The organism is Pseudoclavibacter sp. 8L, from assembly GCF_902506465.1.
Classification (GTDB): Bacteria; Actinomycetota; Actinomycetes; order Actinomycetales; family Microbacteriaceae; genus Pseudoclavibacter.
Genome location: NZ_LR733186.1, coordinates 977,236 through 1,002,380, shown reverse-complemented (window position 1 = coordinate 1,002,380; position 25,145 = coordinate 977,236). Strand labels below are relative to the sequence as shown.

General features: G+C 68.7%; 22 protein-coding genes and 1 pseudogene. 12 read left to right on the top strand and 11 right to left on the bottom strand.

From position 1 onward, the window contains the following. Positions 1 to 7: 7 nt before the first annotated feature. From GV007_RS11425 to GV007_RS11410, 4 genes are read right to left on the bottom strand one after another with little or no spacing between them, the layout of a single operon-like run. The gene (locus GV007_RS11425) at positions 8 to 541 is read right to left on the bottom strand and encodes a septum formation family protein (RefSeq protein WP_160072675.1); all 534 of its coding nucleotides are present in this window, start codon (positions 539 to 541) and stop codon (positions 8 to 10) included. Positions 542 to 596: 55 nt separating this feature from the next. Then, positions 597 to 1,340 carry a hypothetical protein gene (locus tag GV007_RS11420; protein ID WP_160072673.1) on the bottom strand — a complete coding sequence of 248 codons (744 nt, stop codon included), beginning with the start codon at positions 1,338 to 1,340 and terminating at the stop codon, positions 597 to 599. Between the two features lie 10 nt (positions 1,341 to 1,350). Beyond that, on the bottom strand, positions 1,351 to 1,596 hold the full coding sequence (locus GV007_RS11415; RefSeq protein ID WP_181059498.1) for an acyl-CoA carboxylase subunit epsilon: 246 nt from the start codon (positions 1,594 to 1,596) through the stop codon (positions 1,351 to 1,353). Continuing rightward, a complete protein-coding gene (locus GV007_RS11410; RefSeq protein WP_104243005.1) occupies positions 1,593 to 3,206 on the bottom strand; it encodes an acyl-CoA carboxylase subunit beta in 1,614 nt (537 codons plus the stop codon). The genes GV007_RS11415 and GV007_RS11410 overlap by 4 nt, the downstream gene beginning before the upstream one ends. Positions 3,207 to 3,316: 110 nt before the next feature. Between GV007_RS11410 and GV007_RS11405 the strand changes: the two genes are divergently transcribed. Genes GV007_RS11405 through GV007_RS11395 form a run of 3 tightly spaced genes read left to right on the top strand, consistent with a single transcriptional unit; the run spans position 3,317 to position 5,369 of the window. Beyond that, positions 3,317 to 3,760, top strand: coding sequence for a hypothetical protein (locus GV007_RS11405; protein WP_160072671.1), 444 nt, complete (start codon positions 3,317 to 3,319; stop codon positions 3,758 to 3,760). Beyond that, the gene (locus tag GV007_RS11400; RefSeq protein WP_160072669.1) at positions 3,757 to 4,629 is read left to right on the top strand and encodes a biotin--[acetyl-CoA-carboxylase] ligase; all 873 of its coding nucleotides are present in this window, start codon (positions 3,757 to 3,759) and stop codon (positions 4,627 to 4,629) included. Before GV007_RS11405 ends, GV007_RS11400 begins: the two co-directional genes overlap by 4 nt. Next, a complete protein-coding gene (locus GV007_RS11395; protein ID WP_160072667.1) occupies positions 4,629 to 5,369 on the top strand; it encodes a PH domain-containing protein in 741 nt (246 codons plus the stop codon). Before GV007_RS11400 ends, GV007_RS11395 begins: the two co-directional genes overlap by 1 nt. Before the next feature lie 123 nt (positions 5,370 to 5,492). Here the strand turns inward: GV007_RS11395 and GV007_RS11390 are convergent, their stop codons facing one another. Beyond that, positions 5,493 to 6,122 (bottom strand): GtrA family protein, encoded by a 630-nt coding sequence (locus tag GV007_RS11390; RefSeq protein ID WP_160072665.1) that lies wholly within the window; start codon positions 6,120 to 6,122, stop codon positions 5,493 to 5,495. 172 nt (positions 6,123 to 6,294) lie between these two features. On the opposite strand from GV007_RS11390, the pseudogene GV007_RS11385 reads away from it, so the two are divergent. The 8 genes and pseudogenes from GV007_RS11385 to GV007_RS11350 all read left to right on the top strand — a co-directional run. Then, a pseudogene (locus GV007_RS11385) lies at positions 6,295 to 7,488 on the top strand (5-(carboxyamino)imidazole ribonucleotide synthase); the annotation flags it as partial. 91 nt (positions 7,489 to 7,579) lie between these two features. Beyond that, on the top strand, positions 7,580 to 8,122 hold the full coding sequence (purE, locus tag GV007_RS11380) for a 5-(carboxyamino)imidazole ribonucleotide mutase (RefSeq protein ID WP_160072661.1): 543 nt from the start codon (positions 7,580 to 7,582) through the stop codon (positions 8,120 to 8,122). Positions 8,123 to 8,174: 52 nt separating this feature from the next. Then, entirely contained in the window at positions 8,175 to 9,563 is a 1,389-nt protein-coding gene (locus tag GV007_RS11375) for an LCP family protein (RefSeq protein ID WP_160072659.1), read from the top strand. Positions 9,564 to 9,845: 282 nt separating this feature from the next. Further along, positions 9,846 to 11,075: a glycosyltransferase family protein gene (locus GV007_RS11370; protein ID WP_160072657.1), complete on the top strand. Its 1,230-nt coding sequence runs from the start codon at positions 9,846 to 9,848 to the stop codon at positions 11,073 to 11,075. Between the two features lie 55 nt (positions 11,076 to 11,130). Beyond that, positions 11,131 to 13,518, top strand: coding sequence for a glycosyltransferase family 4 protein (locus GV007_RS19225; RefSeq protein WP_236558477.1), 2,388 nt, complete (start codon positions 11,131 to 11,133; stop codon positions 13,516 to 13,518). A 34-nt stretch (positions 13,519 to 13,552) separates the two neighbouring features. Continuing rightward, entirely contained in the window at positions 13,553 to 15,367 is a 1,815-nt protein-coding gene (locus GV007_RS11360) for an ABC transporter ATP-binding protein (protein ID WP_160072655.1), read from the top strand. Beyond that, positions 15,354 to 16,586, top strand: a complete 1,233-nt coding sequence (locus GV007_RS11355) for a phosphotransferase (protein WP_160072653.1) — start codon at positions 15,354 to 15,356, stop codon at positions 16,584 to 16,586. Before GV007_RS11360 ends, GV007_RS11355 begins: the two co-directional genes overlap by 14 nt. Next, positions 16,583 to 17,650, top strand: a complete 1,068-nt coding sequence (locus tag GV007_RS11350; RefSeq protein ID WP_160072651.1) for a phosphotransferase — start codon at positions 16,583 to 16,585, stop codon at positions 17,648 to 17,650. The genes GV007_RS11355 and GV007_RS11350 overlap by 4 nt, the downstream gene beginning before the upstream one ends. 681 nt (positions 17,651 to 18,331) lie before the next feature. On the opposite strand, the gene GV007_RS11345 is transcribed toward GV007_RS11350, so the two are convergent. The 6 genes from GV007_RS11345 to GV007_RS11320 all read right to left on the bottom strand — a co-directional run bounded on the left by GV007_RS11345 (position 18,332) and on the right by GV007_RS11320 (position 24,418). Continuing rightward, positions 18,332 to 19,294: an endonuclease domain-containing protein gene (locus GV007_RS11345; RefSeq protein WP_160072649.1), complete on the bottom strand. Its 963-nt coding sequence runs from the start codon at positions 19,292 to 19,294 to the stop codon at positions 18,332 to 18,334. A gap of 266 nt (positions 19,295 to 19,560) precedes the next feature. Continuing rightward, positions 19,561 to 20,259, bottom strand: coding sequence for a hypothetical protein (locus GV007_RS11340; protein ID WP_160072647.1), 699 nt, complete (start codon positions 20,257 to 20,259; stop codon positions 19,561 to 19,563). Between the two features lie 57 nt (positions 20,260 to 20,316). Next, entirely contained in the window at positions 20,317 to 21,474 is a 1,158-nt protein-coding gene (locus tag GV007_RS11335; RefSeq protein WP_160072645.1) for a glycosyltransferase family 4 protein, read from the bottom strand. Next, positions 21,474 to 22,373, bottom strand: a complete 900-nt coding sequence (gene rfbD, locus GV007_RS11330) for a dTDP-4-dehydrorhamnose reductase (protein WP_268893489.1) — start codon at positions 22,371 to 22,373, stop codon at positions 21,474 to 21,476. Before rfbD ends, GV007_RS11335 begins: the two co-directional genes overlap by 1 nt. Continuing rightward, the gene (gene rfbB / locus GV007_RS11325; RefSeq protein ID WP_068484209.1) at positions 22,370 to 23,353 is read right to left on the bottom strand and encodes a dTDP-glucose 4,6-dehydratase; all 984 of its coding nucleotides are present in this window, start codon (positions 23,351 to 23,353) and stop codon (positions 22,370 to 22,372) included. Before rfbB ends, rfbD begins: the two co-directional genes overlap by 4 nt. Positions 23,354 to 23,476: 123 nt before the next feature. Next, positions 23,477 to 24,418, bottom strand: a complete 942-nt coding sequence (locus GV007_RS11320; RefSeq protein WP_160072643.1) for a glycosyltransferase — start codon at positions 24,416 to 24,418, stop codon at positions 23,477 to 23,479. Between the two features lie 111 nt (positions 24,419 to 24,529). On the opposite strand from GV007_RS11320, the gene GV007_RS11315 reads away from it, so the two are divergent. Then, positions 24,530 to 25,144 carry a dTDP-4-dehydrorhamnose 3,5-epimerase family protein gene (locus GV007_RS11315; protein ID WP_068479667.1) on the top strand — a complete coding sequence of 205 codons (615 nt, stop codon included), beginning with the start codon at positions 24,530 to 24,532 and terminating at the stop codon, positions 25,142 to 25,144. Position 25,145 lies beyond the last annotated feature (1 nt).

Below are 25,145 nucleotides of genomic sequence, written 5' to 3'. Positions count from 1 at the left end.
GAGCGTCCTAGCGAGCGGCGCCGGCGAGGCTGCCCGTCGTCTGCGCAGCATCGTCGATGACGATGCACTGGATGAGACGGTCATCGGCGCCATCCCAGCTCTGCTGGGTGGGAGTGAGGTAGCTGAAGTTCAGCGCGCTCTCCTCGTAGGGAAGCCCGACGAAGGTCGCGAACTGCGCCGTGCAGTCGGCGTCCGCCTGCGCGCTGATGGCTTCGTCTCCGGGGTACTCGCCGTCGGGCATCTCGACCTCGAAGTACACCTCGTAGTCGTGTGGGTCAGAACACGGCACGACCGGGATCTCGCTGACCGTGGTGCTGCCGGCGTCGTTGAAGCAGTCACCCACCGCGAGCTTGAAGACGTCGAGGTCACCCGACTCGGTGACCTCCTGCGTCTCGCCGTCGCGGACGTCGCTCTCGCCGCCGGAGAGCTCGCCCTCGACCGAGTCCGCGATCTCCTGGGCGGCGGAGCAGCCGGTGAGGCCGAACCCGAGGAGCACGAGGGCTCCGATCGCGAACGCTGATGTGACGGTGGTCTTCGCCATGATCTCCCCTGGAGGTTCGGTGGTTTTCGCTTACTGTAGCGACAGAATGGGCGCTTTAGGACCGCTTCTCGAGCAGAAGCGCGACAGCGCGCTCCTTGCGATCGACCGGGCAGTCTGCGAAATACGCTGAGCTGGCGATGAGCGCCTGCGTGTAGCACTCGGCGTGCCCCTCGACCGCTGGGACCGCGTTGCCGTCCCAGCCGGAGAACTGCCCGTAGCCCTCCTCCAGGACGCGGACCATCTCATCCGGGTTCGGGAAGACGTACGCCTGCTGCGCGTGGCCCAGCTCATGGATCAGGACCGACGCGCCCACATCGGTGATCGTCGGGAACAGCGTCGCATCATCCGCCCGCAGGTGGATGCTGGCTGTCGGCGGCTCGACCGGGCAACCGTTGCCCTCGCACCAGGACTGCTTCGTGCAGGCCTGCGCGTCCTCAGGGCAGGCGGTCTGGCCATCGGCAGCCCAGGTCGCAGGAACACCGGATGCCGCGATGAAGGCGTCGATGCCAGCCTCTCCCTCTGGCCACGGGCCGAGCGGGGCTGTGACGAGCGGCGGGTAGCTCAGCGAGGCGCTCTGCGCATCTTCCGGCGCGACGACCACAGGCTCGAAACGGCTGTGTGTGCCGAAGACGTTGACCTCGAACCATTCGCGGACGCCCTCAGCGCTCCACGGCTCTGCCGCGGTCGTGCCACCCTCGTCGTTCGAGGGCACACCAGCCGGGGTCGCGAACACCAGCACCACTGCAAGCAGGGCGACGAGGGCGAACAGGAACCCGCCAGACGATCGCTCGGTTCGCATGCTGCTGCGATCAGCTCCGGTAGGAGCCGCCGAACGGGTCGCTCGCGGAGCCGCCGCCGCGCATGCTGCGCTGCGAGAGCTGCCACGCCGTGCGGCGCTTGACGATGTCGCGGGGCCGGTCGAGGTCCTGCGCTGACTCGATCATCGATGCGAGCACAAGCGTGGCCGCCGCGAGCTCATCCTCGGTGGGGTTGCCGCTGACGGTGCGCACGATGTGCTCGAGGCCGACGTGCGATGGGATCTGCTCCTGGCTCACAGCGGGATGTTCCCGTGCTTCTTGGGAGGCAGCGATGCGCGCTTCGTGCGCAGCGTGCGCAGCGCCTTCGCGACGATGACTCGGGTCGACGCGGGCTCGATGACCGAGTCGAGCTCGCCGCGCTCGGCCGCCAGGAAGGGCGAGGCGACGTTGTAGGTGTACTCGTTCGCGAGGCGCGTGCGCACGGCGGCGACGTCCTCGCCAGCCTCCTCGGCCCGCTTGATCTCGCCGCGGTACAGGATGTTCACGGCGCCCTGGCCCCCCATGACGGCGATCTCGGCGGTCGGCCACGCGAAGTTCAGGTCGGCGCCGAGCTGCTTCGAGCCCATGACGATGTACGCGCCGCCGTACGCCTTGCGCAGGATGACGGTCACGAGCGGCACTGTCGCCTCCGCATATGCGTACAGCAGCTTCGCGCCGCGGCGGATGACCCCGGACCACTCCTGGTCGGTGCCGGGCAGGTAGCCCGGCACGTCGACGAGCGTGAGGATCGGGATCGAGAACGCGTCGCAGAAGCGCACGAAGCGGGACGCCTTCTCGCCGGCCTCGATGTTCAACGTGCCCGCCATCGCGCTCGGCTGGTTCGCGACGATGCCGACGGAGGTGCCGTCAACGCGCGCGAAGCCGATGATGATGTTGGGGGCGAAGAGGGGCTGAACCTCGAGGAAGTCGCCGTCGTCGACGATCAGCTCGATGACCTGCTTCACGTCGTACGGCTGGTTCGGGGAGTCGGGGATGACCGTGTTGAGCTTCTTGTCGAGATCCGTGATCTCGAGCTCCGTCTCGATGTCGTAGCTCGGCAGCTCGGCCTGATTGTTGTCCGGCAGGAAGGAGAGGAGCTGGCGCGCGTAGTCGAGCGCGTCGTCCTCATCCGCGGCCAGGTAGTGGGAGACGCCAGAGGTTCGGTTGTGCGCGAGCGCGCCGCCGAGCTCCTCGAAGCCCACCTCCTCGCCCGTGACCGTCTTGATGACGTCAGGTCCCGTCACGAACATGTGGCTCGTCTTGTCGACCATGATGACGAAGTCGGTGAGCGCCGGCGAGTACACGGCGCCGCCGGCTGCAGGGCCCATGACGATGGAGATCTGCGGGATGACGCCGGAGGCCTGCGTATTGCGCCGGAAGATCTCGCCGTACTTGCCGAGCGCGACGACACCCTCCTGGATGCGCGCGCCGCCGGAGTCGAGCATGCCGATGATCGGCACCCCCACCTTCATGGCGTGGTCCATGATCTTGATGATCTTCTCGCCCGCGACCTCGCCGAGCGAGCCGCCGAACGTCGTGAAGTCCTGCGAGTAGACGGCGACACCGCGGCCGTGGATCGTGCCCGTTCCCGTGATGACCGCGTCGCCGTACGGACGGCGAGCATCCATGCCGAACGCCGTCGTCCGGTGGCGCACGTACTCGTCGAGCTCCACGAAGGAACCCGGGTCGAGCAGCTCGAGGATGCGCTCCCTGGCTGTCTTCTTGCCCTTCGCGTGCTGCTTCTTCGCAGAGACCTCCTCCGCCTGCGTCACTGCTTCCGCATGGCGGGCCCTGAGGTCGGCGATCTTGTCAGCCGTGCTCGTAGGGGTCGGACCGGACGCTGAGGAGTCAAGTGGTGCGGAGTTCACCCGCGTCACTTTACCGGGCGGCGGCTCATATTCGGCCGCACGGGTTAGCCTGATTCCCCGGTGAAGTGCGTGAGAGACGCACGACGCACGACATTTGAGAGGTTGGCGGCATGACTCAGGGGACTGGCGCACCGAACGGGGCCGCGCCCAGGGCAGGCGCCGAGGTCGTACCGCTGGCACCGGATGCCCAGGCGCAGCAGTGCCTGCTGCCGTCGAGCGCGCCCATGGCGCCGTACGACGCGAGCGTCCGCGGTGAGGCGAGCGCCGCGCCTGAGCTCTCGCGGCGGAGCCTCTGGGGCAGGTGGGCGCTCGGTGTCGCGGCGCTCTCCCTCGTCCTCGCGTTCACCCCGGTTCCCGTGCTCAACATCGCGCTCGCGCTCTCCATCGCGGCCGTCGCGTTCGTGCTCGCGATCGTCGCGCTCTGGCAGAAGCGTCGCTCGAAGGTGCTCGCGATCATCGCCCTCGTCACCCTCTTCATCGCCGTCCTCGCCTCAGTCGTGATGACCTTCGTGTACCTGTCGTTCATCGGCTCGGCGATCGCGGGCGCCCAGTGAGCACCCCGGCCATCACCCAGCTGCTCCTCGGAGGGCGCGCTGCTGGCACCGAGCTGCGCCTCATCTCGGTGCCAGAAGCGACCTCGACCAACGACGTGCTCGCCGACATCTGGGAGCGCACCGGGGGAGAGGCAAGCCAGAACACGGCTCTCAGCACCCTCGTCACCTACGCCCAGACCGCCGGCGTCGGCCGCCACGGCCGCGAGTGGATCTCCCCGCGCGGCAAGTGCCTCGCAGCCTCGACTCTCGTGCGCCTCGCCGACGACGAGGCAGCCCCCCGCATCCTGGGCTGGCTGCCCCTGATCGCGGGACTCGCACTCCGCAGCGCCATCCTCGAGCTGTCCCCACCGGCCCCCGGCTTCCGGCCGGATGAGCACTCCGGTCGAGTCGAGATCAAGTGGCCGAACGACGTCCAGATCGACGGACGCAAGGTCGCCGGCATCCTGGGACGCGTCCTCGGAACGCGCGACGGAGAGCTCTCCTGCGTCATCGGCACCGGCGTCAACATCACCCTGCAGGCCGACGAGCTGCCCACGGCGCACGCCACCTCGCTCGCGCTGGCGGGGATGCTCCCACCGCACCCGGCGGAGCTCCTCCCCGCCTACCTCTCCGAGTTCGTGGCGCGACTCGATGCGCTGCGCGAGACTCGCGGCGACGCCATCGCGAGCGGAGCCCACGGCGAGCTGAGCGACGTCTGCTCGACCCTCCGCGCCCGCGTCGCAGCCACACTGCCGTCTGGCGAGATCCTGCACGGCTTCGCGACGGAGCTCACGCCGGAAGGGCACCTCGTGATCAGAGGCGATGACGGGCAGACCAGGTCTGTCGCGGCCGGGGACGTCGAGCGGGTCCGCCCAGAGAACGGGGCCTGATGCGCGGCCGCCCACCGCATCCGAGCGAGCAGTCCTGGGACCAGATCTTCGGCGCTCCCGACGCGCAGCAGTACGGTGCGCAGCAGTACGGCGCACCGCCCCAGGGGGCGCAGCTCCCCGTCAGCCACGCGCCTCGACAGCAGGCGGCACCGCCGCACCACGAGTACGCGCAGGCCCAGCAGCGAGCTGAGCCCGACCAGCGTCAGTACAACCCTGGACAGCAGTACGGTCAGCAGTTCCCCGCTCAGCCGGAGGCCCCCCAGCAGCGGTACTACGAGCCGCTCGGCATGCGGCTGCCGGAGCGGACGATCATGCGAGTGCGCCGACACGGACGCCGTCTGCTGCTGCCGTCGATCGTCCTCATCGGCGGCTTCGCGGCCGCCGGCTACAACCTCGGTGCCCTGCAGGAGACGACGATCGGGGCCCGCCACGCCTGGCTGCTCATCTCGCTCGCCGCGATCGTGCTCCTCGGCGTCGTGCCCATCGTGGTCTGGCTCCAGGCCCGCAGCAGGATCACCACGCACCGCATCGTGCTCTCGCAGGGAACCCTGACGAGCGAGACCCGCGAGATCTACATGAACGCGATCGTCGACGTCACCGTTCGGCGCAACCTCTGGCAGGCCATGTTCCGCTCAGGGACGATCGTCCTCACCTCGGTCTCCGGCCACCGCCTCAGACTCATCGACGTGCCGAGCGCCAACACGGTGGCGGCTTGCATCCGGGAGCTCAGCGGGCCGTAGCCGCCCCGAGCACCGCAACCCGCTGTTCCCTCCTGCGGGCTCGCCGAGGGCCACGGACGCGAAGAGCCGCGGGCATCAGTGCCCGCGGCTCTTCTGTGCCCGCCGATCGCTCGGCCGACGAGGTCAGCTCGCCTCCATGGCGGTGCCGTCCTTCTCCTGCATCTCCGCGACGCGCTTGGGGGAGAACACCCAGAAGCGGTACAGGATGAAGCGGAAGATGGCGCCGAGGCCGATCCCGATGAGGTTCGCGATGTTGTAGGCGATCCACGAGTGGTTGTCGAGCACGGCATTCGTGAACCAGATCGGGAGCAGGCCGATGCCGAGCCCCACGAGGCTCACGCCGAAGAACTCGATCGCCTCCCGGAAGTTGTCCTGCCGCTTGTGCTGGCGGAACGTCCAGATGCGGTTGCCGATCCAGTTCGTCACGATCGCCGCGCACGTCGAGATGACCTTCGCCCACAGCGCGCCATGCGCGACCTCGGTGGGGTTGAGCACCGTCAGCATGAGGATGTTGAACAGGCCAGTGTCGACGACGAAGCCGACCCCGCCGACCAGGCCGAAGTTGATGAGCTGCGCCATCATGCCCTTCGACGCCGCGATGCGTCGGAACACGTTGACGATGCGGCCCCAGAGGCTCCGCGACGTCCGCTGCGCAGGCAGATCGAACTCGGCGGTCTCCGCGGCTACGAAGCCGACGAAATCTTCAGGCTCAGAGTGATGCGGCTCTGCGTGCTTGTGGGAGCGATTGGTCAAGCGCTCGACCTCCATCGTGGGGCACTTGCGTGGATGATGCCGCCGCAAGCAGGATAAACTGTTGGGGAGTTGTGACCCTCGTCGGAGTATAGACACGTCAGAGCAAAAGGCACGTCACTGCCACTGCAACGCAGGCGGGGAGAACTCCCCGGCCGTCGAATTCGATGCGAGCGCACAGACTCCCTCACGGCAAGACTGCCAGCAGCACTCTCGAACGGAGCGAACCATGGGTCAGGTCGTCGGCGTCATCGGAGCAGGGCAGCTCGCGCGAATGATGCTCCCACCCGCCATCGAGCTCGACGTCGACCTGCGGGTCTTCGCGGCAGGCCGTGGCGAGAGCGCAGACCGCGCCGTCACCGCCGTCGGCGACATGCATGTCCTCGCTGAGGTGCTCGACTTCGCGCGCGGAGTGGATGTGGTCACCTTCGACCACGAGCACGTTCCGCAGGACGTGCTCAGGGGCCTCGTCGATGCGGGAGTCGCCGTGCGCCCAGGTCCGCACGCGCTGCAGTACGCGCAGGACAAGCTCCTCATGCGCCGCCGTCTCGCCGAGCTCGGCATCCCGATCCCCAACTGGGCCGAAGTGCGTGACGAAGCGGAGCTGCAGGCGTTCATCGACGCCAATGGCGGCGTCGCCGTGCTCAAGACGCCGCGAGGCGGCTACGACGGCAAGGGCGTCCGCATCGTCCGATCCGGCGCCGATGGCGCCGACTGGTTCGCCGCGGGCGAGTCCCTGCTCGTCGAGGAACGCGTCGACTTCCGCCGCGAGCTCGCGCAGCTCGTCGCCCGTCGTCCCTCTGGCGAGATCGCGCTCTGGCCGATCGTCGAGACCGTGCAGCGCGACGGCGTCTGCGCCGAGGTGCTCGCCCCCGCCCCCGGTGCCGAAGGAGCGGACGACCGCCTCGGCTACGTCGCCGCCACCATCGCCCAGTCGGTCGCCCTCGGGCTCGACGTCACCGGCGTGCTGGCCGTCGAGCTCTTCGAGACCACCGACCAGCGCATCCTCGTCAACGAGCTCGCGATGCGCCCCCACAACTCGGGGCACTGGACCATCGACGGGTCCACCACGAGCCAGTTTGAGCAGCACCTCCGCGCCGTCCTCGACCTTCCCCTCGGCGACACCGGCATGACGGCACCCCACGCCGTCATGGTCAACGTGCTCGGCGGGCCGCAGGAGGGCAGCTACGGCGACCGGTACGAGAAGGCCATGCACGCGCATCCCGACGCGAAGATCCACAGCTACGGCAAGTCCGCGCGCCCCGGGCGCAAGGTAGGGCACGTGACCGTCGCGGGCCCCGAGCTCGACGACGTCGCCTACCGGGCCCGGGCTGCGGCGGCCGCGTTCGACGACGACCGCGTTTCCTGACGCGAGGCCGTGAAGCGGCGCGCGACCTGAGGCGAGCCGTCACCGGCCAGCCTCAGCGGGGCCGCGCGCACCCGCGTCTACGCTTGCACGCATGAGCGACCACCCCACCGCATCGCCGGCGCCCGCAGACGGCACCCCACAGCAGGCTCCCCTCGTCGGCATCATCATGGGAAGCGACAGCGACTGGCGTGTCATGCACGAAGCTCGCGACGTGCTCGCGGAGTTCGGCATCCCCACGGAGGTCGAGGTCGTCTCCGCCCACCGCACCCCCGAGAAGCTCGTCAGCTACAGCCGCGAAGCGAGCGGACGCGGCATCCGCGTCATCATCGCCGGAGCCGGAGGCGCGGCCCACCTCCCCGGCATGGTCGCCTCGCTCACAACGCTCCCCGTCGTCGGCGTGCCGGTCCCGCTCAAGTACCTCGACGGCATGGACTCCCTGCTCTCGATCGTGCAGATGCCCGCGGGCATCCCCGTCGCGACGGTCTCCATCGGCGGCGCCAAGAACGCCGGAATCCTCGCCGCCCGCATCCTCGGCACAGCTGACGAAGCGCTCGCGGCCAGGCTCGCCGACTACAGTGACGGACTGCGCGACGCCGTAGAAGCCAAGAACGACGCCCTCAAGCAGTCGCTCTAGCCCACCCCCTCGGCCGCCGTCGCCACCCCTTGCTCCTCGACCGCAGGACCACATGACACTCACCCTCCCGCTCCGGTACCCGGACGCCAGCTCGCCGCAGCTCATGACCAGGCGCGCCTGGTGGCTGCTCCTCGCGAACTTCTTCCTTCCGGGAACCGCGCAGATCCTCGCCGGGAATCGGAAGTTCGGGCGCTTCATGCTCTCGATCTGGCTCGGCGGCATCGCGGCAGTTCTCGTGGTCCTGCTCATGGCGCTCGTGCTGCGCGGGCCACTGCTGTTCGTCTTCTCCACCACGCTCGGCATCACCGCGGTGCACCTCGTGCTCATGCTCTACGTGGCCATGTGGGTCGTGAGCGGGCTGGACGCGCTCCGCCTCGTGCGCATCATCAAGCTTGAGCAGGTCGCTCGGCCGCTCATCGCCATCGTCGGCGTCGTCCTCGTCACCGTGCCGCTCGTGTTCGCCGCCGTCACGTCGCAGGTCGCGAACCAGGGGAAGTCCGCCATCGAGGGGCTCTTCGGCGGCGCCTCGAACGGCCTGCAGCTCCCATCCGATGGCCAGATCAACATCATGATGCTCGGCGGCGACCGCGGCGCCGACCGCGAAGGCCTCCGCCCCGACTCGATCAGCGTCATGAGCTTCAACGCGTTCACGGGTAAGCTCACCACGATCGGCCTCCCGCGAGCGATGGAGAGCTTCCCGTTCTCCGAGGGCCACATGCGCGACCTCTACCCGGACCTCTACGAGGGCTGCGCGGTCGACGTCTGCTACCTCAACTCCGTCTACACCGAGGCGACGATCGCCGAGGACGGTGGCTACGCCGACGCCGCCGAGCATGGCTCGGAGCCCGGCATCGAGGCGATGCGGGACGCGGTCGAGGGCATCACGGGGCTGAGCATCCAGTACTACGTGCTCGTCGACATGGCTGGGTTCACGGAGCTCATCGACGCCCTCGGCGGCGTCGACATCAACGTCACCGAGCGCGTGGGCATCGGCATCAACGACGACGGGTCACCCGGCTGGGCACCCGCCACCGAGTTCATCGAGGTCGGACAGCAGCACATGGACGGCTCGACGGCCCTCTGGTACGCGCGCTCCCGCTACGAGACGACCGACTTCGCCCGGATGGAGCGCCAGCGGCAGCTCCAGGAGGCCATGGTGGCGACGATGACGCCCACCAATCTGCTCGGCAAGATCGGGCCGGTGACGGACGCGCTCGAGAAGGTCGTGCAGACCGACATCCCGGAGGGCATGATCGGCTACGTGGGCGATCTCCTCCTGAAGTCGCGCAGCGGCAACAGCGTGCGGCTCGACATCGTGCCGCCCAACTTCGACCAGGGCAATCCCGACATCCCCGCTATCCACGCTGCCGTCCAGGATGCGATCGCCTCGGACCCGCCCGAGGCGACGCCCGCTCCCGAGGAGACCGCTCCCGCCGAGTAGCGCCGGCCTCTGACCGCGCATGAGGGAGTTCTCATGCTGCGGGTCAGCGAAGCCTCTGGCCGGCCGGTCACCCAACCGCGCCCGCGTCGCTCGATCGGCGGAAATACCCGGGTGTCGAGCTGATCACGGCCGACAGTCGCCGTGAACCCTGCTCGTCCAGACTCCAGGAGAGTCCTCTCATTTTGGCGACCCCGGTCGCCGCCGCTCCCTAGGTTCGAGGAACGTTCAGCCTTCACTTGACGCTGAACGTCTCCACGCTCGGCGACCTAGGGATGAACAGCCATGAAGATCCACGCACCCAAGAAGATCGTGCTCTTCTCCCACGACTCCGTCGGCCTCGGCCACGTGCGGCGCAATCTCGCTCTCGCCCGAGCGTTCACCGAAGCCGCCGACCGCGACGGTACCGGCCCCGTCACAGGCCTCCTCATCACGGGTGAGCCCGTCGCACTGAAGTTCCCCCTGCCGCGCGGTTGGGAGTGGCTCGTCATCCCAGGCATCACCAAATCCGGCTCCTCCTACGGCGCGCGTCGCCTCGACGTGCCCTTCGGCGACCTGACGCAGCTGCGAGGCCGCATCGTGCGCGGCGCTGTGCTGAGCTTCGGCCCAGACCTGGTGGTCGTCGACCGTCACCCCTACGGCGTCCGACAGGAGCTTGCTCCCGCACTGCGAGATCTGAAGAGGGAACGGCCCGAGACCCGGATCGTCCTCGGCATGCGCGAGGTGCTCGACGAGCCCGACCGCGCGGCGAAGGAGTGGGCGAAGCTCGACCTCGACCAGTTCTGCCGAGACTTCGACCAGATCTGGGTGTACGGAGACCCGCGCGTCCACGACCCCGTCGAGAGCGGCGAGATCCCAGCGGCCGTCAGCCACCTCGTCCGACACACGGGCTACCTGTCGGCGGGGCGGGCAGTCGGGCGGTCACCGCGCATGGTCGAGCAGCCCTACGTCGTGTCGATGTTCGGCGGCGGCTCGGACGCCTTCGAGCTCGCCGAGCTCGCGGCGCGCACCCCGGTGCCAGAAGGGTTCGAGCACCTCGTCGTCACGGGCCCGCAGATGCCGAGCGCCGACTTCCGGCGCGTGCAGGCCGCGGCTGGCCCCCACGTCCAGCTGCACAAATCCGTACCAGACGGCCTCGCCTGCCTGCGCGAGGCATCCGCTGCCGTGCTGATGGGCGGTTACAACACCATGTGCGAGCTGCTCTCCAGCCACGTCCCGGCCCTCGTCGTCCCACGCACGTCGCCGCGCACCGAGCAGCTGATCCGCGCGACGGCCCTGGAGCGGCACGGCGCCGTGAGCGTCCTCGAACCCGAGGCCGTCAGCCCGGACGCGCTGGCCCGCTGGTTCACCGCGGCCACGACCGGGCAGATCGCTCAGAGCGGCGGCCGATCCGCGATCGACGGGCGCGGACTCGACGCGGTCGTCCGGCTCACGGCAGCGCTGCTGTCGCCGCACGACGCCCCCAGCGTCTCGCTGCGCATGAGCCTGACGGCAGCGGTGGCCGATGCGAGCTAGCAGCGCAGGGAGCGAGGGAAACCGGACAGCCATGACGGCGAGGAGCGAGACGAGAATGAGACAGCAATCCAAGACGGGCTACGTCGTCAAGGTGTATCCGCGATTCTCGGAGACTTTCGTCGTCACCGAGATCCTGGCGAGAGAGGCGCGAGGCGAGCAGATCGCGATCTACGCTCTGCGCCCCACGAGCGATCCCCGCTTCCACCCGGAGCTGGCTCGTGTACAGGCTCCCGTGACCTTCATCGCGAAGGAGCACAAGCTCGGCGAGGTGTGGGCCAACGTCGCCGAAGCAGAGCGCACCGTCCCCGGCTTTGCGCAGCGCTTCGCCGAGAGCCTCCCAGAGCTCGCCGCCTTCGAGGCATCCGAGGTCGCCCAGGGCGTCCGCCTCGCCGTGGAGAGCATCCGCGCAAACCTCACCCATCTGCACGCGCACTTCGGCTCCCTCGCCGGCCGCGTTGCGGAGGTCGCCTCGCGGCTCAGCGGGATTCCCTACTCAGTCACGCTCCACGCGAAGGACATCTTCCACGAGAGCGTCGACGAGCAGCGGCTCGGGATGCTCATCGAGCGCGCCCACCACGTCGTCACCATCAGCAGGTTCAACCTCGAGTCGCTCCGCGACCGCTACCCGGAGCACGCGGCGAAGATCGTCCTGCAGTACAACGGGCTCGAGCTGGAGCGCTTCCCCTACCGTGCGCCGGAGACAACGCGTGCGCCGGGAGCGCCGCTGCGAATCGCGGCCGTCGGGCGTCTCGTGGAGAAGAAGGGCTTCGGCCTGCTCGTCGACGCCATAGCGCAGCTCCGCGACGAGGGGGTGGACAGCGAGGTGCGCATCGCTGGCGACGGGGAGCTCGAAGCAGAGCTCGCGGCTCGAATCGCCGCGCATGGACTGGGCGCCCGAGTGCACCTCCTCGGCAGCCGAACCCAGCGGGAGGTGGGGGAGCTGCTCCGATGGGCAGAGGTGTTCGTCGCCCCCTCCATCGTGGGTGAAGACGGCAACGCGGATGGCCTGCCGACCGTGCTGCTGGAAGCCATGGCGACCGGCACCCCATCCATCGCCAGCGACGTCACCGGCATGCCCGAGGTCATCGGGCGCATCGACGGCTTCGGCGAGACCGGGCTGCTTGTCCCGGCCGGCGACCGTACAGCGCTCGTGGCCGCCATCCGTGCTCTCGCCGCCCATCCCGAACTCGGCCTGCTGACACGGCGCGCCCGGCGCCTCATCGAAGCGCGCTTCGACTCCGCCGCGCAGGCGAACTCACTGCGCCGCCTTCAGCATCCACTGCCCGCCTCCCTCGTCGATCAACGGGTCGCCTACGTCTGCGCCGACCCCGGCGTGCCCGTCTTCGGCACGAAGGGGAGCTCCGTGCACGTGCAGGAAGTTCTTCGCGCGCTGCGTGCCCTCGGCGCGAGCGTGCAGCTCTACTGCCTCCGACGAGGCGACCACGTCCCAGCCGACCTCGCCGACCTCGCCGTCACCGAGGTTCCGGTCCGAGGGCGAGACGACGGCAACCGCGAGAAGGCAGTCCGGTCGGCCGCGCGTGAACTGGCCGAACGCGTCGCCGAGAGCCACCCCGACATCGTCTACGAGCGGTACAGCCTCTGGTCGTGCGCGCTCAGCGAGGTGACCACAGCAACCGGCGTGCCCGGGATCCTCGAAGTCAATTCCCCCCTCATCGACGAGCAGCGCAAGCACCGCCAGCTCCACGACGAGGCGGGAGCCCGGGCAAACCTCCGCGCCCAGCTCGAGGCCGCCGCCTCGACCGTCTGCGTCTCACCACCCGTCGCCGAGTGGGCCCGCCAGACTGCACCCGAAGCGAGTGCGCGCATCCACGTCGTCCCGAACGGCGTCAACACACGCCGGATCACGGCGACGGATGCGGAGATCGTGCGCGAAGCCCCCGTCACCGTGGTGTTCGTCGGGACACTCAAGCCCTGGCACGGCGTCTCGACGCTGCTCGACGCCGTCTCCCTCGCGGCGCCGTCATGGCGGCTCGTGATCGTCGGCGACGGCCCCGAGCGCGAGCGGCTCCTCGAGCAGGCCTCCGCGTTTCCGCCCGACACGCGCCGACGCATCGAGTTCGCGGGCGCCGTGCCGCCGTCCGAAGTGCCCCGCTTCCTCGCGGCCGCCTCCATCGCCGTCGCACCCTACCCGGCACACGACGGAGAGGAAGGCTACTTCTCACCGCTCAAGATCTACGAGTACCTCGCTTCAGGCCTGCCGATCGTGGCGAGCGCAACCGGACAGATCCCGAGCATCCTCGATGACGGACGAACCGGGGTCCTCGTCCCGCCATCCGACCCGCGCGCCCTCGCGTCGGCCCTCGACGCCCTCGCCGCCGACCCCGAGCGCCGCACGAGCCTCTCCCGCGCCGCCCGCGCCCAAGCGGAAGAGCACCACGACTGGCGCAACGTCGTCTCGAAGATCTGGCGGACCGTTGCGTAAGCGGCGCGACCCCGCGGACAAGCAGGGCGACCCCATGGGGCCCTCCGGCGCCTCCGGCACCCCAGCGGGCCCGCTGAAGCGAACGCTGCGGCTCATCCGGCCCTTCATCCCGGGAAACCGCCTGCTCGCCGCCGGTGGCATGACCGCGCTCCTCGCGGAAGTCATCTTCCGCGTCCTCGAACCCTGGCCGACGAAGTTCGTCATCGACGCCGTCACCCGAAGCCTCGGCGCCGACCTCGCCGGGGCAGGGCCGAGCGCCAGCGTGCCCCTGCTCCTCGCCTGCGGCGCAGCGCTGCTCGTCATCGTCTCCCTCCGCGCCTTCACCAACTACCTCGCGACGCTCGCCTTCGCACTCGTCGGCTCCCGCGTCGCGACGCGACTCCGCTCGCACGTGTTCGACCACGTCCAGTCGCTCTCGTACGTCTACTACTCCAAAGCGAGAAGCGGCGACATCGTGCAGCGCCTCGTCGGCGACGTCGGCAAGCTGCAGGATGTGGCCGTCACCGCCGGACTCCCGCTGCTCGCCAACGTGCTCACGCTCGTGGTCATGAGCGGAGTGATGCTCTGGCTCGACCCGCTCCTCTCCCTCGTCGTCTTCGTCGCAGGGTTCCTCTACTTCCTCTTCTCCCGCACCTCGACGGGAGCGATCACCAACGCGGCCCGGAGAACACGAAAGGGCGAAGGCAACCTCGCCAACATCGCGCAGGAATCGCTCACGTCACTCCGCATCGTGCAGATGTACGGACTCGAGTCCCACGTGGCGCGAACGTTCTCCGGCAACAACGAGCGATCCCTCAAAGACGGCGTCCAGGCCAAGCGCCTCGCCGCCGGACTCGAGCGAAAAACCGACGTCATCGTCGGCCTCGCCACCGCAGTGATCCTCGTGGCAGGCGGCTGGCGAGTAGCCAGCCAGGTCATGACCCCAGGCGACCTCGTCATCTACCTGACCTACCTCAAGACGGCGATGAAACCCCTCAGAGACATGGCGAAGTACACCGGCCGCATCGCCAGCGCGGCCGCCAGCGGCGAACGCGTGGCCGACCTCCTCGACGTCGTCCCCGAGATCGCCGACACCCCGCACGCCGTCTCGGTGGCACGAGTCCGCGGCGACCTCCTCCTGCGCGACGTGGCCCTCGGCTACGGCCAACGGGACATCCTCAGCGGCCTGTCGCTCAGCATCGCCGCCGGCGAGCACATCGCCATCGTCGGCCCATCCGGGTCCGGCAAGTCGACACTCTCGCTCGCCCTGTGCCGGCTCATCGAACCACGCAGCGGCCGCATCGAGCTCGACGGGGTCGACATCCGGAACATGACCCTCGCCTCCCTGCGCAGCCACATCGCGCTCGTCCCGCAGGAGGCGGTGCTGTTCTCCGAGACGGTCAGGAACAACATCCGCTTCGGCAGACCAGGAGCCAGCGACGCCGACATCGAATGGGCCGCCCGCCAGGCAAGTGCCGACGACTTCATCCGCCACCTCCCAGAGGGATACGAGACAGTCCTCGGCGAGCGAGGCGGCACGCTCTCCGGCGGACAGCGGCAGCGCATCGCCATCGCGCGCGCCATCCTCCGTGACAGCGAGATCGTCGTGCTCGACGAGGTCACCACTGGCCTCGACCCCCACTCCGCCAACGAGGTGCTGTCAGCCCTCACCGGCCTCACCACGGGACGGACTACCATCTCCATCACGCACGACGCGGCCGTCGCCCGCCGGGCCACACGCATCGTCTGGATCGAGGACGGGGAGATCCTGCTCGACGGCTCACCCATCGAACTCGGCGCATCGACCGGCAACCGCTTCGGGCGCTGGCTTCAGGCGCAGGAGAAGCGGAGCGACCATGACGCAGCCTAGGACCCCCATGTTCGGTCTCGAGCCACTCGACCTCCTCCTCGCAGCCGGAAGCGGGCAACCGGATGCACGAGCGCTTCTGCGCTCACTGACCGGCGGGCGCGAGGTGACGGCGGGGCACCTCCGCGAGAAGCCGACACTCTCCGTCATCGCGCGCCTCACCGAGCGCTCCGGTGAGGGACTCTGGTGGGCGGCGGGCCTCAGCGCAGCACAACGGGTGAAAGGCGCCAAAGCGCGAAAGCGCGCCTCGGCGCTCGGCGTCGAGCTCGCAGAGCACGCCTTCGCCGACGGCTCGATCCTGCTCGTCGGACCGGCCGCCACCGACCCACGCCTCGCGGATGCCGACCGCGAGCTCGCAGCGACCCCGGACCTCACCCCGATCCCGAGCTCGACGCTCAACTACAACCCCTGGCGCCGAGCCGTCAGGATCCACGAGTCCCAAGACACGGCTACCGTCGTCAAGCTCGCTCGCAGTCCGCTCACAGCATCGGCCGCCGCCGCCAACGCGATCGCCGAGAGCGGGGGGCCGGCCCTGCCAACACGGGTCAGCGCATCCGGACGGCTGCTCCTGACCCCGCTCGTGACCCCGGACTCGGCGCAACCCGTGGACGCCCAGACGGCAGGCAAGCTGCTCGCGCGCATCCACACGCAGGCCCCACTCGCCGAGAGCCCTTTCCTCGCGTGGCGGGCGCACCTCTCCGCCAGCGTGGAGCAGCTCTCACGCCTCGTTCCCGAACATGGCAGTGCTGTCCGCGCCCTCTCGCGGTCGCTCGAAGGTCGGCTCGCGCAGAGCCCGCGGTACCCCGTCTTCCTGCACGGCGACTTCTCACGAGATCAGGTGCTGGGGGAGGGCAGCCAGGGCGTCGTCGTCGACTTCGACCGGCATTCGGTGGGCGCACCCGGCTCCGATCTGGGGTCTTACATCGCCGTCGAACTCCTCACCCGAATCGACGCCGAACCGGGATGCCTGCACAGACCGAGCGGACGCCTGCCCGCCATCCGCGACGAACTGCTGTCCGGCTACCTCGCAGGGGGCAGCGGGGCGAGCCCCAGGCACCCACAACCGACCCTCGACGAGATCGAGGCGTGGACCGGGCTGCACCTTCTCGCCCGGGCAAGTGAGCCATTCCGCGCCTGCGCCCCGAACTGGCGAGCCGACATCGCGCAACGACTGACGATGGTCGCGGACCTCACCGTCGCTGGAACCGAGGAACGATCGTGACACCGAGCGCGACGCATCGCGTCCCACTGGAGATCCCGATCCCAGACGCAGGCTGCACCCTGGCGATCGAGCGGGCCTGGCCCGCCCCGAACGGTGCCCTCGTGGTCGAAGGCACAGACCCGGTCGGGCGATGCCGCGCCGGCAGCATCGATGCGGAGGGCATCGCGACCGTCACCCCGCACCGGCACGACACGCGGCTGCCGGGCCTCAGCTCGACTCGAGGAACCCTGCTCGTCCACCGACTCGGCAAGCGGGCCGTGCTCCGCGATGACGAGGCCGGACGGTACGTCAAGGTGACCCGGCCCGGCAAGGCAGCGCGTATCCACCAGGCAACGAGGCCCCTCGCCGGCGCGCTCAGCAGCGCGGGGTTCGAGACCGCCGACGAGTCACTGGACGCAAGCGGCGACCTCATCCACGCCCGCGCGGTGGCGGGAAGCCTCATCGCGCACCTGGACCCCGACGCCTGGGGCCTCGCGCTCGCGGCCTTCGAACGCTCCTGGGGCAGCTTCGCGACCAAAGCCGTTCATGTACCACGGGCGAGCTCCCCGACGACACCACTCGCCACGCACACGGCTGCTGACGAGGCCAGCATCCTCGCCGCCTGGCTCGATAAGCTGCGAGCCTTCGATCCGCTCCGTCTCTCCGCCGCCACCACAAGACTGTTCGTTGAACGGGTCGAACGCAGCTGCCAGGAGCTGACCGCAGACGCGCGCCGGGCTGGGGCGCTCGCACATCGTGACCTGCACGACGGCCAGCTGCTCTTCGACCCGGACAGCCGACGGCTGGCGGTCCTCGACCTCGACACTGCCGCGCTCACCGAACCGGAACTCGACCTCGCGAACCTGCTCGCCCACCTCGACTTCGCTGCCTTCACCGGCAGCATCTCGCGCCCGATGCGCGACCAAGCGCACGCGATGATCGAGCGCCTCCAGCTGGCAGTGGGCGGAGACCCCGAGCGGTTCGCGTGCTACCGCACGACGGCCGAGCATCGCATCGCCTGCGTCTGGGCGTTCCGTCCCCGGTCGCACGATCGTGCCACCGCATGGCTCGCCGGCGAGCGCTGACCCGGCCCGCGGCCCCATCCGCCAGCTTCCCCGCCTTCTCCCTTCCCGCCTCCCCGCCCCGTCCAGGGCTCTCGGGATGGAAAGGTCCCTGTTTTGTGGGAAGTTCTCCAGCACGAAGTGATTTTCCCAGCCCGAGTCGGTTGGCCGGGTCTGGCCCTGTCTGACTGACCAACTGGCCGTCCTGTCCAGCCCGACCACCTGGCCGTCCTGTCTGACCTACCCGCGTGCCCCGCCCCGTCCCGGGCTCTCGGGATGGAAACGTCCCTCTTTTGTGGGAAGTTCTCCAGCACGAAGTGACTTCGCCAGCCCGAGTCTGCTGGCCGGGTCTGGTCCTGTCTATCTGACCGCCCGACCTGCCTGCCTGTCCGCCCGACCTGCCTGTCCGCCTGTCGGACCCAACCGCCTGCCTCGCCCCTTCCCGGGCTCTCGGGATGGAAAGGTCCCTGTTTTGTGGGAAGTTCTCCAGCACGAAGTGACTTCCCCAGCCCGAGTTTGCTGGCCGGGTCTGGTCCTGTCTATCTGGCCGCCCGACCTGCCTGCCTGTCCGCCCGACCTGCCTATCCGCCTGTCGGACACAACCGCCTGCCCCGCCCCTTCCAGGGCCCTCGGGATGGAAAGGTCCCTGTTTTGTGGGAAGTTCTCCAGCACGAAGTGATTTTCCCAGCCCGAGAGGAGCGCGGTTCAGCGCGCACGCCGCATCGCTGCACGCACCTGCGCGAAGAACTCCGCCGGGTTCGGGGTCAGCTGCCTCCGCGTCACGCGGATCACGAGCCAACCGGCGTGCTGGATGCGGTTGATGCGCGCGAGATCCTTCATGGCCTGCTCCTTCGTCCAGTGATGCTCGCCGTCGTACTCGATAGCGACCTTGAATTCCGGATAAGCGAGGTCCACGCGTCCGAGGAAGCGTTTCCTCTGGAACACTTCGTAGGCAACTTGAGGCTCGGGAAGCCCGGCGTCAACGAGAGCCAACCGCGTCAAGGTCTCCATCGGCGACTCCACTCCCGCGCGGATCTGCTCAAGAGCCAGGCGAAGTCGCGATGCTCCGACTGTCCGGCCCCAGGCCTTGCTGATGTCGACCAGCTGGTCCAGCGCGGCGTGCGCGGGTACGCCGCTGGAGTCGTCGCCAGGGATGCTCGGCTCGGACGGTCGCCGCAGAGAGGGGTAGTTCCGTGAAGTAGAGATGGCGGCATCGCCGACGACGACCAGCTCCTGCGCTGAGAGGACGCGCGACAGAAGCGCCCAAGTCAGCGCGGGAGCCGACAGGGGTGTGCCCAGGTGGACTACTCGCTCCCACTTCTCCGGGGAGATGCGTCTCGAGGCGAGCCGGCTGCCCTTGGGTGCATTTCGTCCTGTCGGCACCACGACGTGCACGGTCATCGCGTTCCGGAGACGACTCGGGAGCGGGAAACCCCAGAACAGTCCTGCTGTGACGTCTCCGAATGCCTGCCATTCGCGCATCCGCGGCAGGTAGGCCCTGGCGAGTTCCTCGGGCGTGGCTGGTTCCGCGGTCGCTCGGATTCCGTGGTGCGGTCGCGCGAGGCTCGATCCGAAGACCTCTCGGCGGCTGAGCCCAGAACGGAGCCCCGCGCCGGTGGTGAAGGCATGCCCTTGCTCGGGCGGAAGAGGCGCTGATGCTGCTGTCATGCCGCCCACGGTAGAGATTCCGCGCTGCCGGACTGGAAGTTATGCACAGCCCAGGCGGGCGACGCTTCCCTCACCAGCTGATGGCTGGCTCGATTTCCGAATACTCGGGCTGGCAAGATCACTTGCTTCGGGGAATGTTCTCGCAACGAAGTGATGTTTCCATCCCGAGACGTCGAGGCAGAGGATGGGCCGGCTAAAGGGGGTGAGGCGGCGGGAGGCGGAGGCCCGGGGCGGATGCGGCGACGCGGATGCTCGGGCGCGGTGGATCAGAGGCCGCGAGGCGCGAAGATCCCCAGCCAGAGGAAGAGGAAGCCGGCGAGGACGAGGAGGATCGCGAGCGTTCGCCGGTAGTCCCAGTCGGCTGCCCTTGAATAGAACCCGACGACGCGGGCGGCCAGCGAGGGGATCTTCGTCCACACCCAGGCAAGGGTGAGGAAGGGCGCTGCCAGGGCGAGCAGGAACACTGCATAGGCGACAACGCGCAGAGGATCATCTGCGGTGAGTCCGTGGAGGAGGCGCCCCGTGAGGTACATGATCGGGAGGGTCGTGAAACCCACGCAGGCGCCCAGGCCGAGCATGAAGTAGCCGGCGGCGGATGCGCGTGGCTTCGACACTGTCGCCGGTTTCTGCGGGAAGTCGTGGACGCGCGCTCTCCAGATGAGCACTGCGGACGCGGAGACCAGGAAGATGGTGCCGACGATGAGGTCGAGCGTCCTGTTCAGGAGCGCCGTGTCGATGCTGCCGCGGAGGGTCGTGACGAGCGTGGTCGGGTCGAAGCTGCGGAAGACGAGTAGCAGGACCGTGGCACCGAGTGCTAGTCCCAGGAGCATCCACCCCAGCCGCTTGCCGACGTCGATGTTGCGGGCGAGCAGGTCTCCGGTCGCTGCGTACAGCGCGGGGTTGAGGCCCATGGCGAGGCCGAACCCGCACAGTGTGAGGAGCGAGGCGCCCCACTGCAGAACCACGTCCAACGTCAATCCATGTCCCGCGCCGAACGCGCCGAACGCGTCGTGCCGCTGTGCCTAGAGGTCGGCGTGGAAGTTCCAGACCTGGTCGGCGGCGATCTCCCACGAGAACATCCCGCCGCGGTCCTTGCCGGCGAGGCGGAGTCGCCGTTCGAGGTCGCTGTCGCCGAGCACTCCGGCGATGGCGCCGGCGAGGCGCCCGGGGTAGCCGCTGTCGGCGAGTCCGTCGCCGCGCTCGACGACGAGGGTGGCGTCGAGGCCGACTTCGACGAGCGCTGGGTCGTCGGAGGTGATGACGGGGGTGCCGAACTTGAAGGCCTCGATGATAGGCAGGCCGAAACCTGCGCTGAGGCTAGGCACGACCAGGGCGCTGGCGCGCTGGAGGGCGACGGCCAGTTGCTCGTCGCTGATGACGCCGACGGACACGACGCGTTCGCGGGCGACGCCGGAGTCGCTCACGAGGCCGTCGAGCGTGGTCTCTCCGCGCTCTGTCGGACCGACGACGACGAGTGTGACGCCAGCGAGGTCCTTGTCGTCGAGGGCCTTGATGAGCTGGGCGAGGCCGTGGCGCTTGTGCAGTGATGCGAGCGTCAGCACGTACTCGTCCGGCAATCCGAGCGTGTCGGCGATCGCATCCCCAGCTCCCTCGGACTCGGGGAGACGGATGCTCGCAGCTGCGGCCGGGCTCATGACGCGAACTCGGTCACCGAAGTCGAAGTGCTCGATGACCTGGTCGGCGACGGCGTTCGTCGGCACGACGATGCCGCTGGCGTAGCGGAATGCACGACGGAGGAGGGCCTTGTGGTGCTTCACGGTGTGCGAGCTGATGAGCTCAGGATGCGTGAAGGCGGTCATGTCGTGCCAGGTGACGACCGTCTGGTCGATGCCCTGGCTGAGCGAGATGTCGCGCATGGGCGCCAGGGGGGTGAAACTGTGGATGAAGCCGCCGCCGACGGCGTTCGTCAGGAGCCCGCGTGACCAGGAGGACTCGAGGCGATCCGGCCGCAGAGGGGCCTGAACGACGCTCGTCAGGCCGGGGACTCGCTCCTCGAGGAGCGCGACCTCGTCGCGAGTGCGCCGGGGGATGATCGCCTCGATGTCGCAGCCGCGGGGCGCGCGCGTGATGAGCTGGCGTCCGAGCTCTTCGCTGTAGCGGCGGGTGCCGCCTGGACGCTCATCGGCGGCACGGTCGAGGAGAACACGAAGGGTAACCATCAGGCTCTGAGGACTCCTTGCGCGGCGGCGTCCTCGAGCGCGTCGAGCCAGGGCCGCATGGGTGGAACTCCCGCGTTCGCCCAGGCGTCATGGCCGAGGACGGAGTAGGCGGGGCGAGGGGCGGGACGGACGAACGAACTGCTGTCCGTCTCCTTGACGTTCTCGGGGTCGAAGCCCGCGAGGCGGAAGATCTCCTTGGCGAAGTCGTACCAGGACGCGATACCGGCGTTTGTCCCGTGGTAGGTGCCGGCAGGAGCGCCCGAATCGACGAGCGCGACGATCTGCGCCGCGAGGTCTGCAGAGTACGTGGGCTGTCCGAGCTGGTCGGACACGACGGAGACCTCGGGCTTGGACGCCGCGAGGCGGGCCATCGTCTTCGCGAAGTTCGGGCCGTCTGCCCCGTAGAGCCAGGCCGTGCGCACGATGTAGGAGGCGTCCGGCAGTGCGTCGCGGACGGCCTTCTCGCCAGCGGCCTTGGTGCGACCGTAGGCGGAGATCGGGTCGTGGTCGGCGCCTTCCGCATACGGGGACGCGGCGTCGCCGCGGAAGACGTAGTCGGTGGAGACGTGCACGAGCCGCGCGCCGTGCTTCGCAGCGGCGGTCGCGAGCACGCCGGGGCCTGTCGCGTTGACCGCGAAGGCGGTCGCCTCGTCGGTCTCCGCGCCGTCCACGTTCGTGTAGGCGGCGGCGTTGATGACGACGTCATGCCCCGCCACAGCGGCCTCGACCGCTGCAGGGTCGGTGATATCGAGCGCGGCGCGATCCAGAGCCGTGACCTCGCGGCCCGCGAGGGCGCGCTGGAGGTCACGGCCGAGCATCCCGGATGCACCCGTGATCAGGAACCGTGCAGCAACCGCAGGTGCGGCCGCCGTGGCGGGGACAGACGTCGAATCGGTCACAGGGCAGCGCGCTCCTTCAGCGGCTCCCACCAGGTGCGGTTGTCGCGGTACCACTGCACCACGTCAGCCAGACCCTGCTCGAACGGAACCTTGGGCTCGTATCCCAGCTCTCGCTGGATCTTGGAGATGTCGACCGAGTAGCGCAGGTCGTGGCCGAGGCGGTCCTGCACGCGGTCCACGTAGGACCAGTCCTTGCCGGTCGCGTCGAGGAGGAGCTGCGTGAGCTCCTTGTTGGTGAGCTCGGTGCCGCCGCCGATGTTGTAGATTTCGCCGGCCTTTCCGCCGACGAGCACCATGGCGATGCCGCGGCAGTGGTCGTCCACGTGCAGCCAGTCGCGGATGTTGTTGCCCTCGCCGTAGAGGGGAACGTGCTTGTCGTCGATGAGGTTCGTGACGAAGAGCGGGATGACCTTCTCGGGGAAGTGGTACGGGCCGTAGTTGTTCGAGCAGCGCGTGATCGACACGTTCAGACCGTGCGTGCGGTGGTACGAGCGCGCGATGAGGTCGGAGGACGCCTTGGACGCCGAGTAGGGCGAGTTGGGCTCGAGCGGGAACGTCTCGCTCCAGCTTCCTTCTTCGATCGAGCCGTAGACCTCGTCGGTGGAGACGTGCACGAAGCGGGGCAGCTCGTGGCGCAGTGCCGCGTCGAGCAGCTTCTGCGTGCCAACGACGTTGGTCTCGATGAACACGGAGGCGTCGCGCACGGAACGGTCGACGTGCGATTCGGCGGCGAAGTGCACAACCGCATCCACCTTCGGGATCCACTCATCGAGCACGACGTCGTCGGTGATGTCGCCCTCGACGAACGTGAACCGCTCGGAGTCGGAGACGGGTGCGAGATTCTCGAGGTTGCCGGAGTAGGTCAGCTTGTCCAGCACGACGACCTCGACACCCTCCAGACCCTCGTACTGGTCCTGGAGCGCGCGGCGCACGAAGTTCGAGCCGATGAAGCCGGCTCCGCCGGTCACGAGAAGTTTCATACCTGTCCTGTTCAATCGTCGGCCGGGCTGTGCCGATGGAAAGTTGCCGATGGTTGTGCGGTTCGAGTGCTGCGGTGTGACCCGCGCGCAGTCGGAGCTACTCTAGCGCGGCCCTTCGTCGAGCTACCACAGTCCCGTCGTGATGAGGGTGGCGAGGGCCGCACGGTCCCGTGGCCGGCGTCGCAGCTGCCGCCAGCGTCGCACGAGCCGGAGCGCGTCTCGGTAGGTGAACTCGGCGAGGATCTCGTGCAGCCACTGCAGTCTCGGCAGCTCGTCCGGGGAGGCGACGTGGATGCACGCCTCGACGGTCAGCTGCACCTGCCCACGATGCCAGCGGTTCGAGGTGAGCCTGAGACGCTTCCACGCCTGCGAGAGGCCGGTGTTGGCGCCGACCGCGTTGGCGACGTGCTGGCGGTAGTCGACGGTCGACTCGCCGTCGATGATCCAGCGGAGCCCTGCCGACCGGGCGAGCGCGTAGATGAGCCAGTCGTGGGCGAAGGCCGTGCGCGCCGGGGAGTCCGCGTTGTCGAGCTGGTCTGCGACGAGCCGCGCGAATCGCTGGGTGAGGAGGAACGTCGATCCGGGGCCCGGCGTCTCGAAGAGATGGTCTGCGAGGCGCTGCGGGTAGTCCTTCTTGATGAGCAGGCGCGAGCCGTCTTCGGTGAACGCGGTGACGTTGGAGGAGATGCCGTCGGCGTGGCCCTCGCTGAGGAGTCGGATGTGACGTTCGAGCTTGGCGGGCATCCACACGTCGTCCTGGTCCGCGAAGCCGACGTAGTCGTGATCCTCGATGGGGATCGTGGTGAGCAGGCGGAAGAAGTTGGGTGCGGGAGCGCCGAAGGTCTCGGGGGAGAGGATCGTGATGCGGGCATCGGCGGCTGCTCGCTCGGCGAGGATCTCGAGGGTGCCGTCGGTCGATCCGTCGTCGGACACGTACACGTGGAGGTCGGCGCCTGCCTGGGCGAGGATCGAGTCGAGCTGTTCGTCGAGGTAGGGCTTCCCCATGTGCGTCGCGAGGAGGACGGCGACGCGCGGTGGAGTGCGCGGCTCGGCGTTGGTGTGCATCCCGTATTCCTCTTCTCTATACGCGTTCTTGTTCGGCGGTTCGCCAGCGTTCAAGTATGGCCGAGTGGGTCGGCGAGCATTCGCAATCCGTGCCGCACTAGACTCCTCGGCATGGAGATTCGCGAACTCAGCATCCCAGACAGCTACGAGATCACGCCGAAGCAGTTCGGCGACGACCGCGGCGTGTTCCTGGAGTGGTACCGCTTCGACAAGCTCGCAGAAGCTGTCGGGCACTCGATCGACCTCAAGCAGGCGAACACCTCGGTGTCGACGCGTGGTGTGGTCCGTGGCATCCACTTCGCGGACATTCCGCCGAGCCAGTCCAAGTACGTGACGTGCACGCGTGGAGCTGTGCTCGACTTCGTCATCGACATCCGCACGGGTTCGCCGAAGTTCGGGGAGTGGGACTCGGTCCGTCTCGACGACGTCGACCGCAAGGCCATCTACCTGTCCGAGGGGCTCGGCCACGCGTTCGTGGCACTGACGGATGACGCGACGGTCAGCTACCTCGTCACCGACACCTACCACGCGGAGCGCGAGCACGGCATCAACCCGCTCGACAAGGATGTCGACCTGCGCTTCCCTGAGGAGGCCGGCGAGCTGCTGCTCTCCCCGAAGGACACGGATGCCCCCTCGCTCGCCGAGGCGGCCGCGTCCGGTCTCCTCCCCAGCTGGGAAGAGGCCCGCGCCTACTACGCGGAGCTCAGCGCGAAGGCGGGTGCGTAGC

Bases quoted from the DNA above. Each gene is read 5' to 3' on its own strand.
- GV007_RS11420 (WP_160072673.1), bottom strand. From the start codon at position 1,340: ATGCGAACCGAGCGATCGTCTGGCGGGTTCCTGTTCGCCCTCGTCGCC.
- GV007_RS11370 (WP_160072657.1), top strand. From the start codon at position 9,846: ATGAAGATCCACGCACCCAAGAAGATCGTGCTCTTCTCCCACGACTCC.
- GV007_RS11395 (WP_160072667.1), top strand. From the start codon at position 4,629: ATGCGCGGCCGCCCACCGCATCCGAGCGAGCAGTCCTGGGACCAGATC.
- GV007_RS11355 (WP_160072653.1), top strand. From the start codon at position 15,354: ATGACGCAGCCTAGGACCCCCATGTTCGGTCTCGAGCCACTCGACCTC.
- GV007_RS11375 (WP_160072659.1), top strand. From the start codon at position 8,175: ATGACACTCACCCTCCCGCTCCGGTACCCGGACGCCAGCTCGCCGCAG.
- GV007_RS11320 (WP_160072643.1), bottom strand. From the start codon at position 24,418: ATGCACACCAACGCCGAGCCGCGCACTCCACCGCGCGTCGCCGTCCTC.
- rfbB (WP_068484209.1), bottom strand. From the start codon at position 23,353: ATGAAACTTCTCGTGACCGGCGGAGCCGGCTTCATCGGCTCGAACTTC.
- GV007_RS19225 (WP_236558477.1), top strand. From the start codon at position 11,131: ATGAGACAGCAATCCAAGACGGGCTACGTCGTCAAGGTGTATCCGCGA.
- GV007_RS11405 (WP_160072671.1), top strand. From the start codon at position 3,317: ATGACTCAGGGGACTGGCGCACCGAACGGGGCCGCGCCCAGGGCAGGC.
- GV007_RS11315 (WP_068479667.1), top strand. From the start codon at position 24,530: ATGGAGATTCGCGAACTCAGCATCCCAGACAGCTACGAGATCACGCCG.
- GV007_RS11345 (WP_160072649.1), bottom strand. From the start codon at position 19,294: ATGACAGCAGCATCAGCGCCTCTTCCGCCCGAGCAAGGGCATGCCTTC.
- GV007_RS11360 (WP_160072655.1), top strand. From the start codon at position 13,553: ATGGGGCCCTCCGGCGCCTCCGGCACCCCAGCGGGCCCGCTGAAGCGA.
- GV007_RS11425 (WP_160072675.1), bottom strand. From the start codon at position 541: ATGGCGAAGACCACCGTCACATCAGCGTTCGCGATCGGAGCCCTCGTG.
- purE (WP_160072661.1), top strand. From the start codon at position 7,580: ATGAGCGACCACCCCACCGCATCGCCGGCGCCCGCAGACGGCACCCCA.
- GV007_RS11335 (WP_160072645.1), bottom strand. From the start codon at position 21,474: ATGGTTACCCTTCGTGTTCTCCTCGACCGTGCCGCCGATGAGCGTCCA.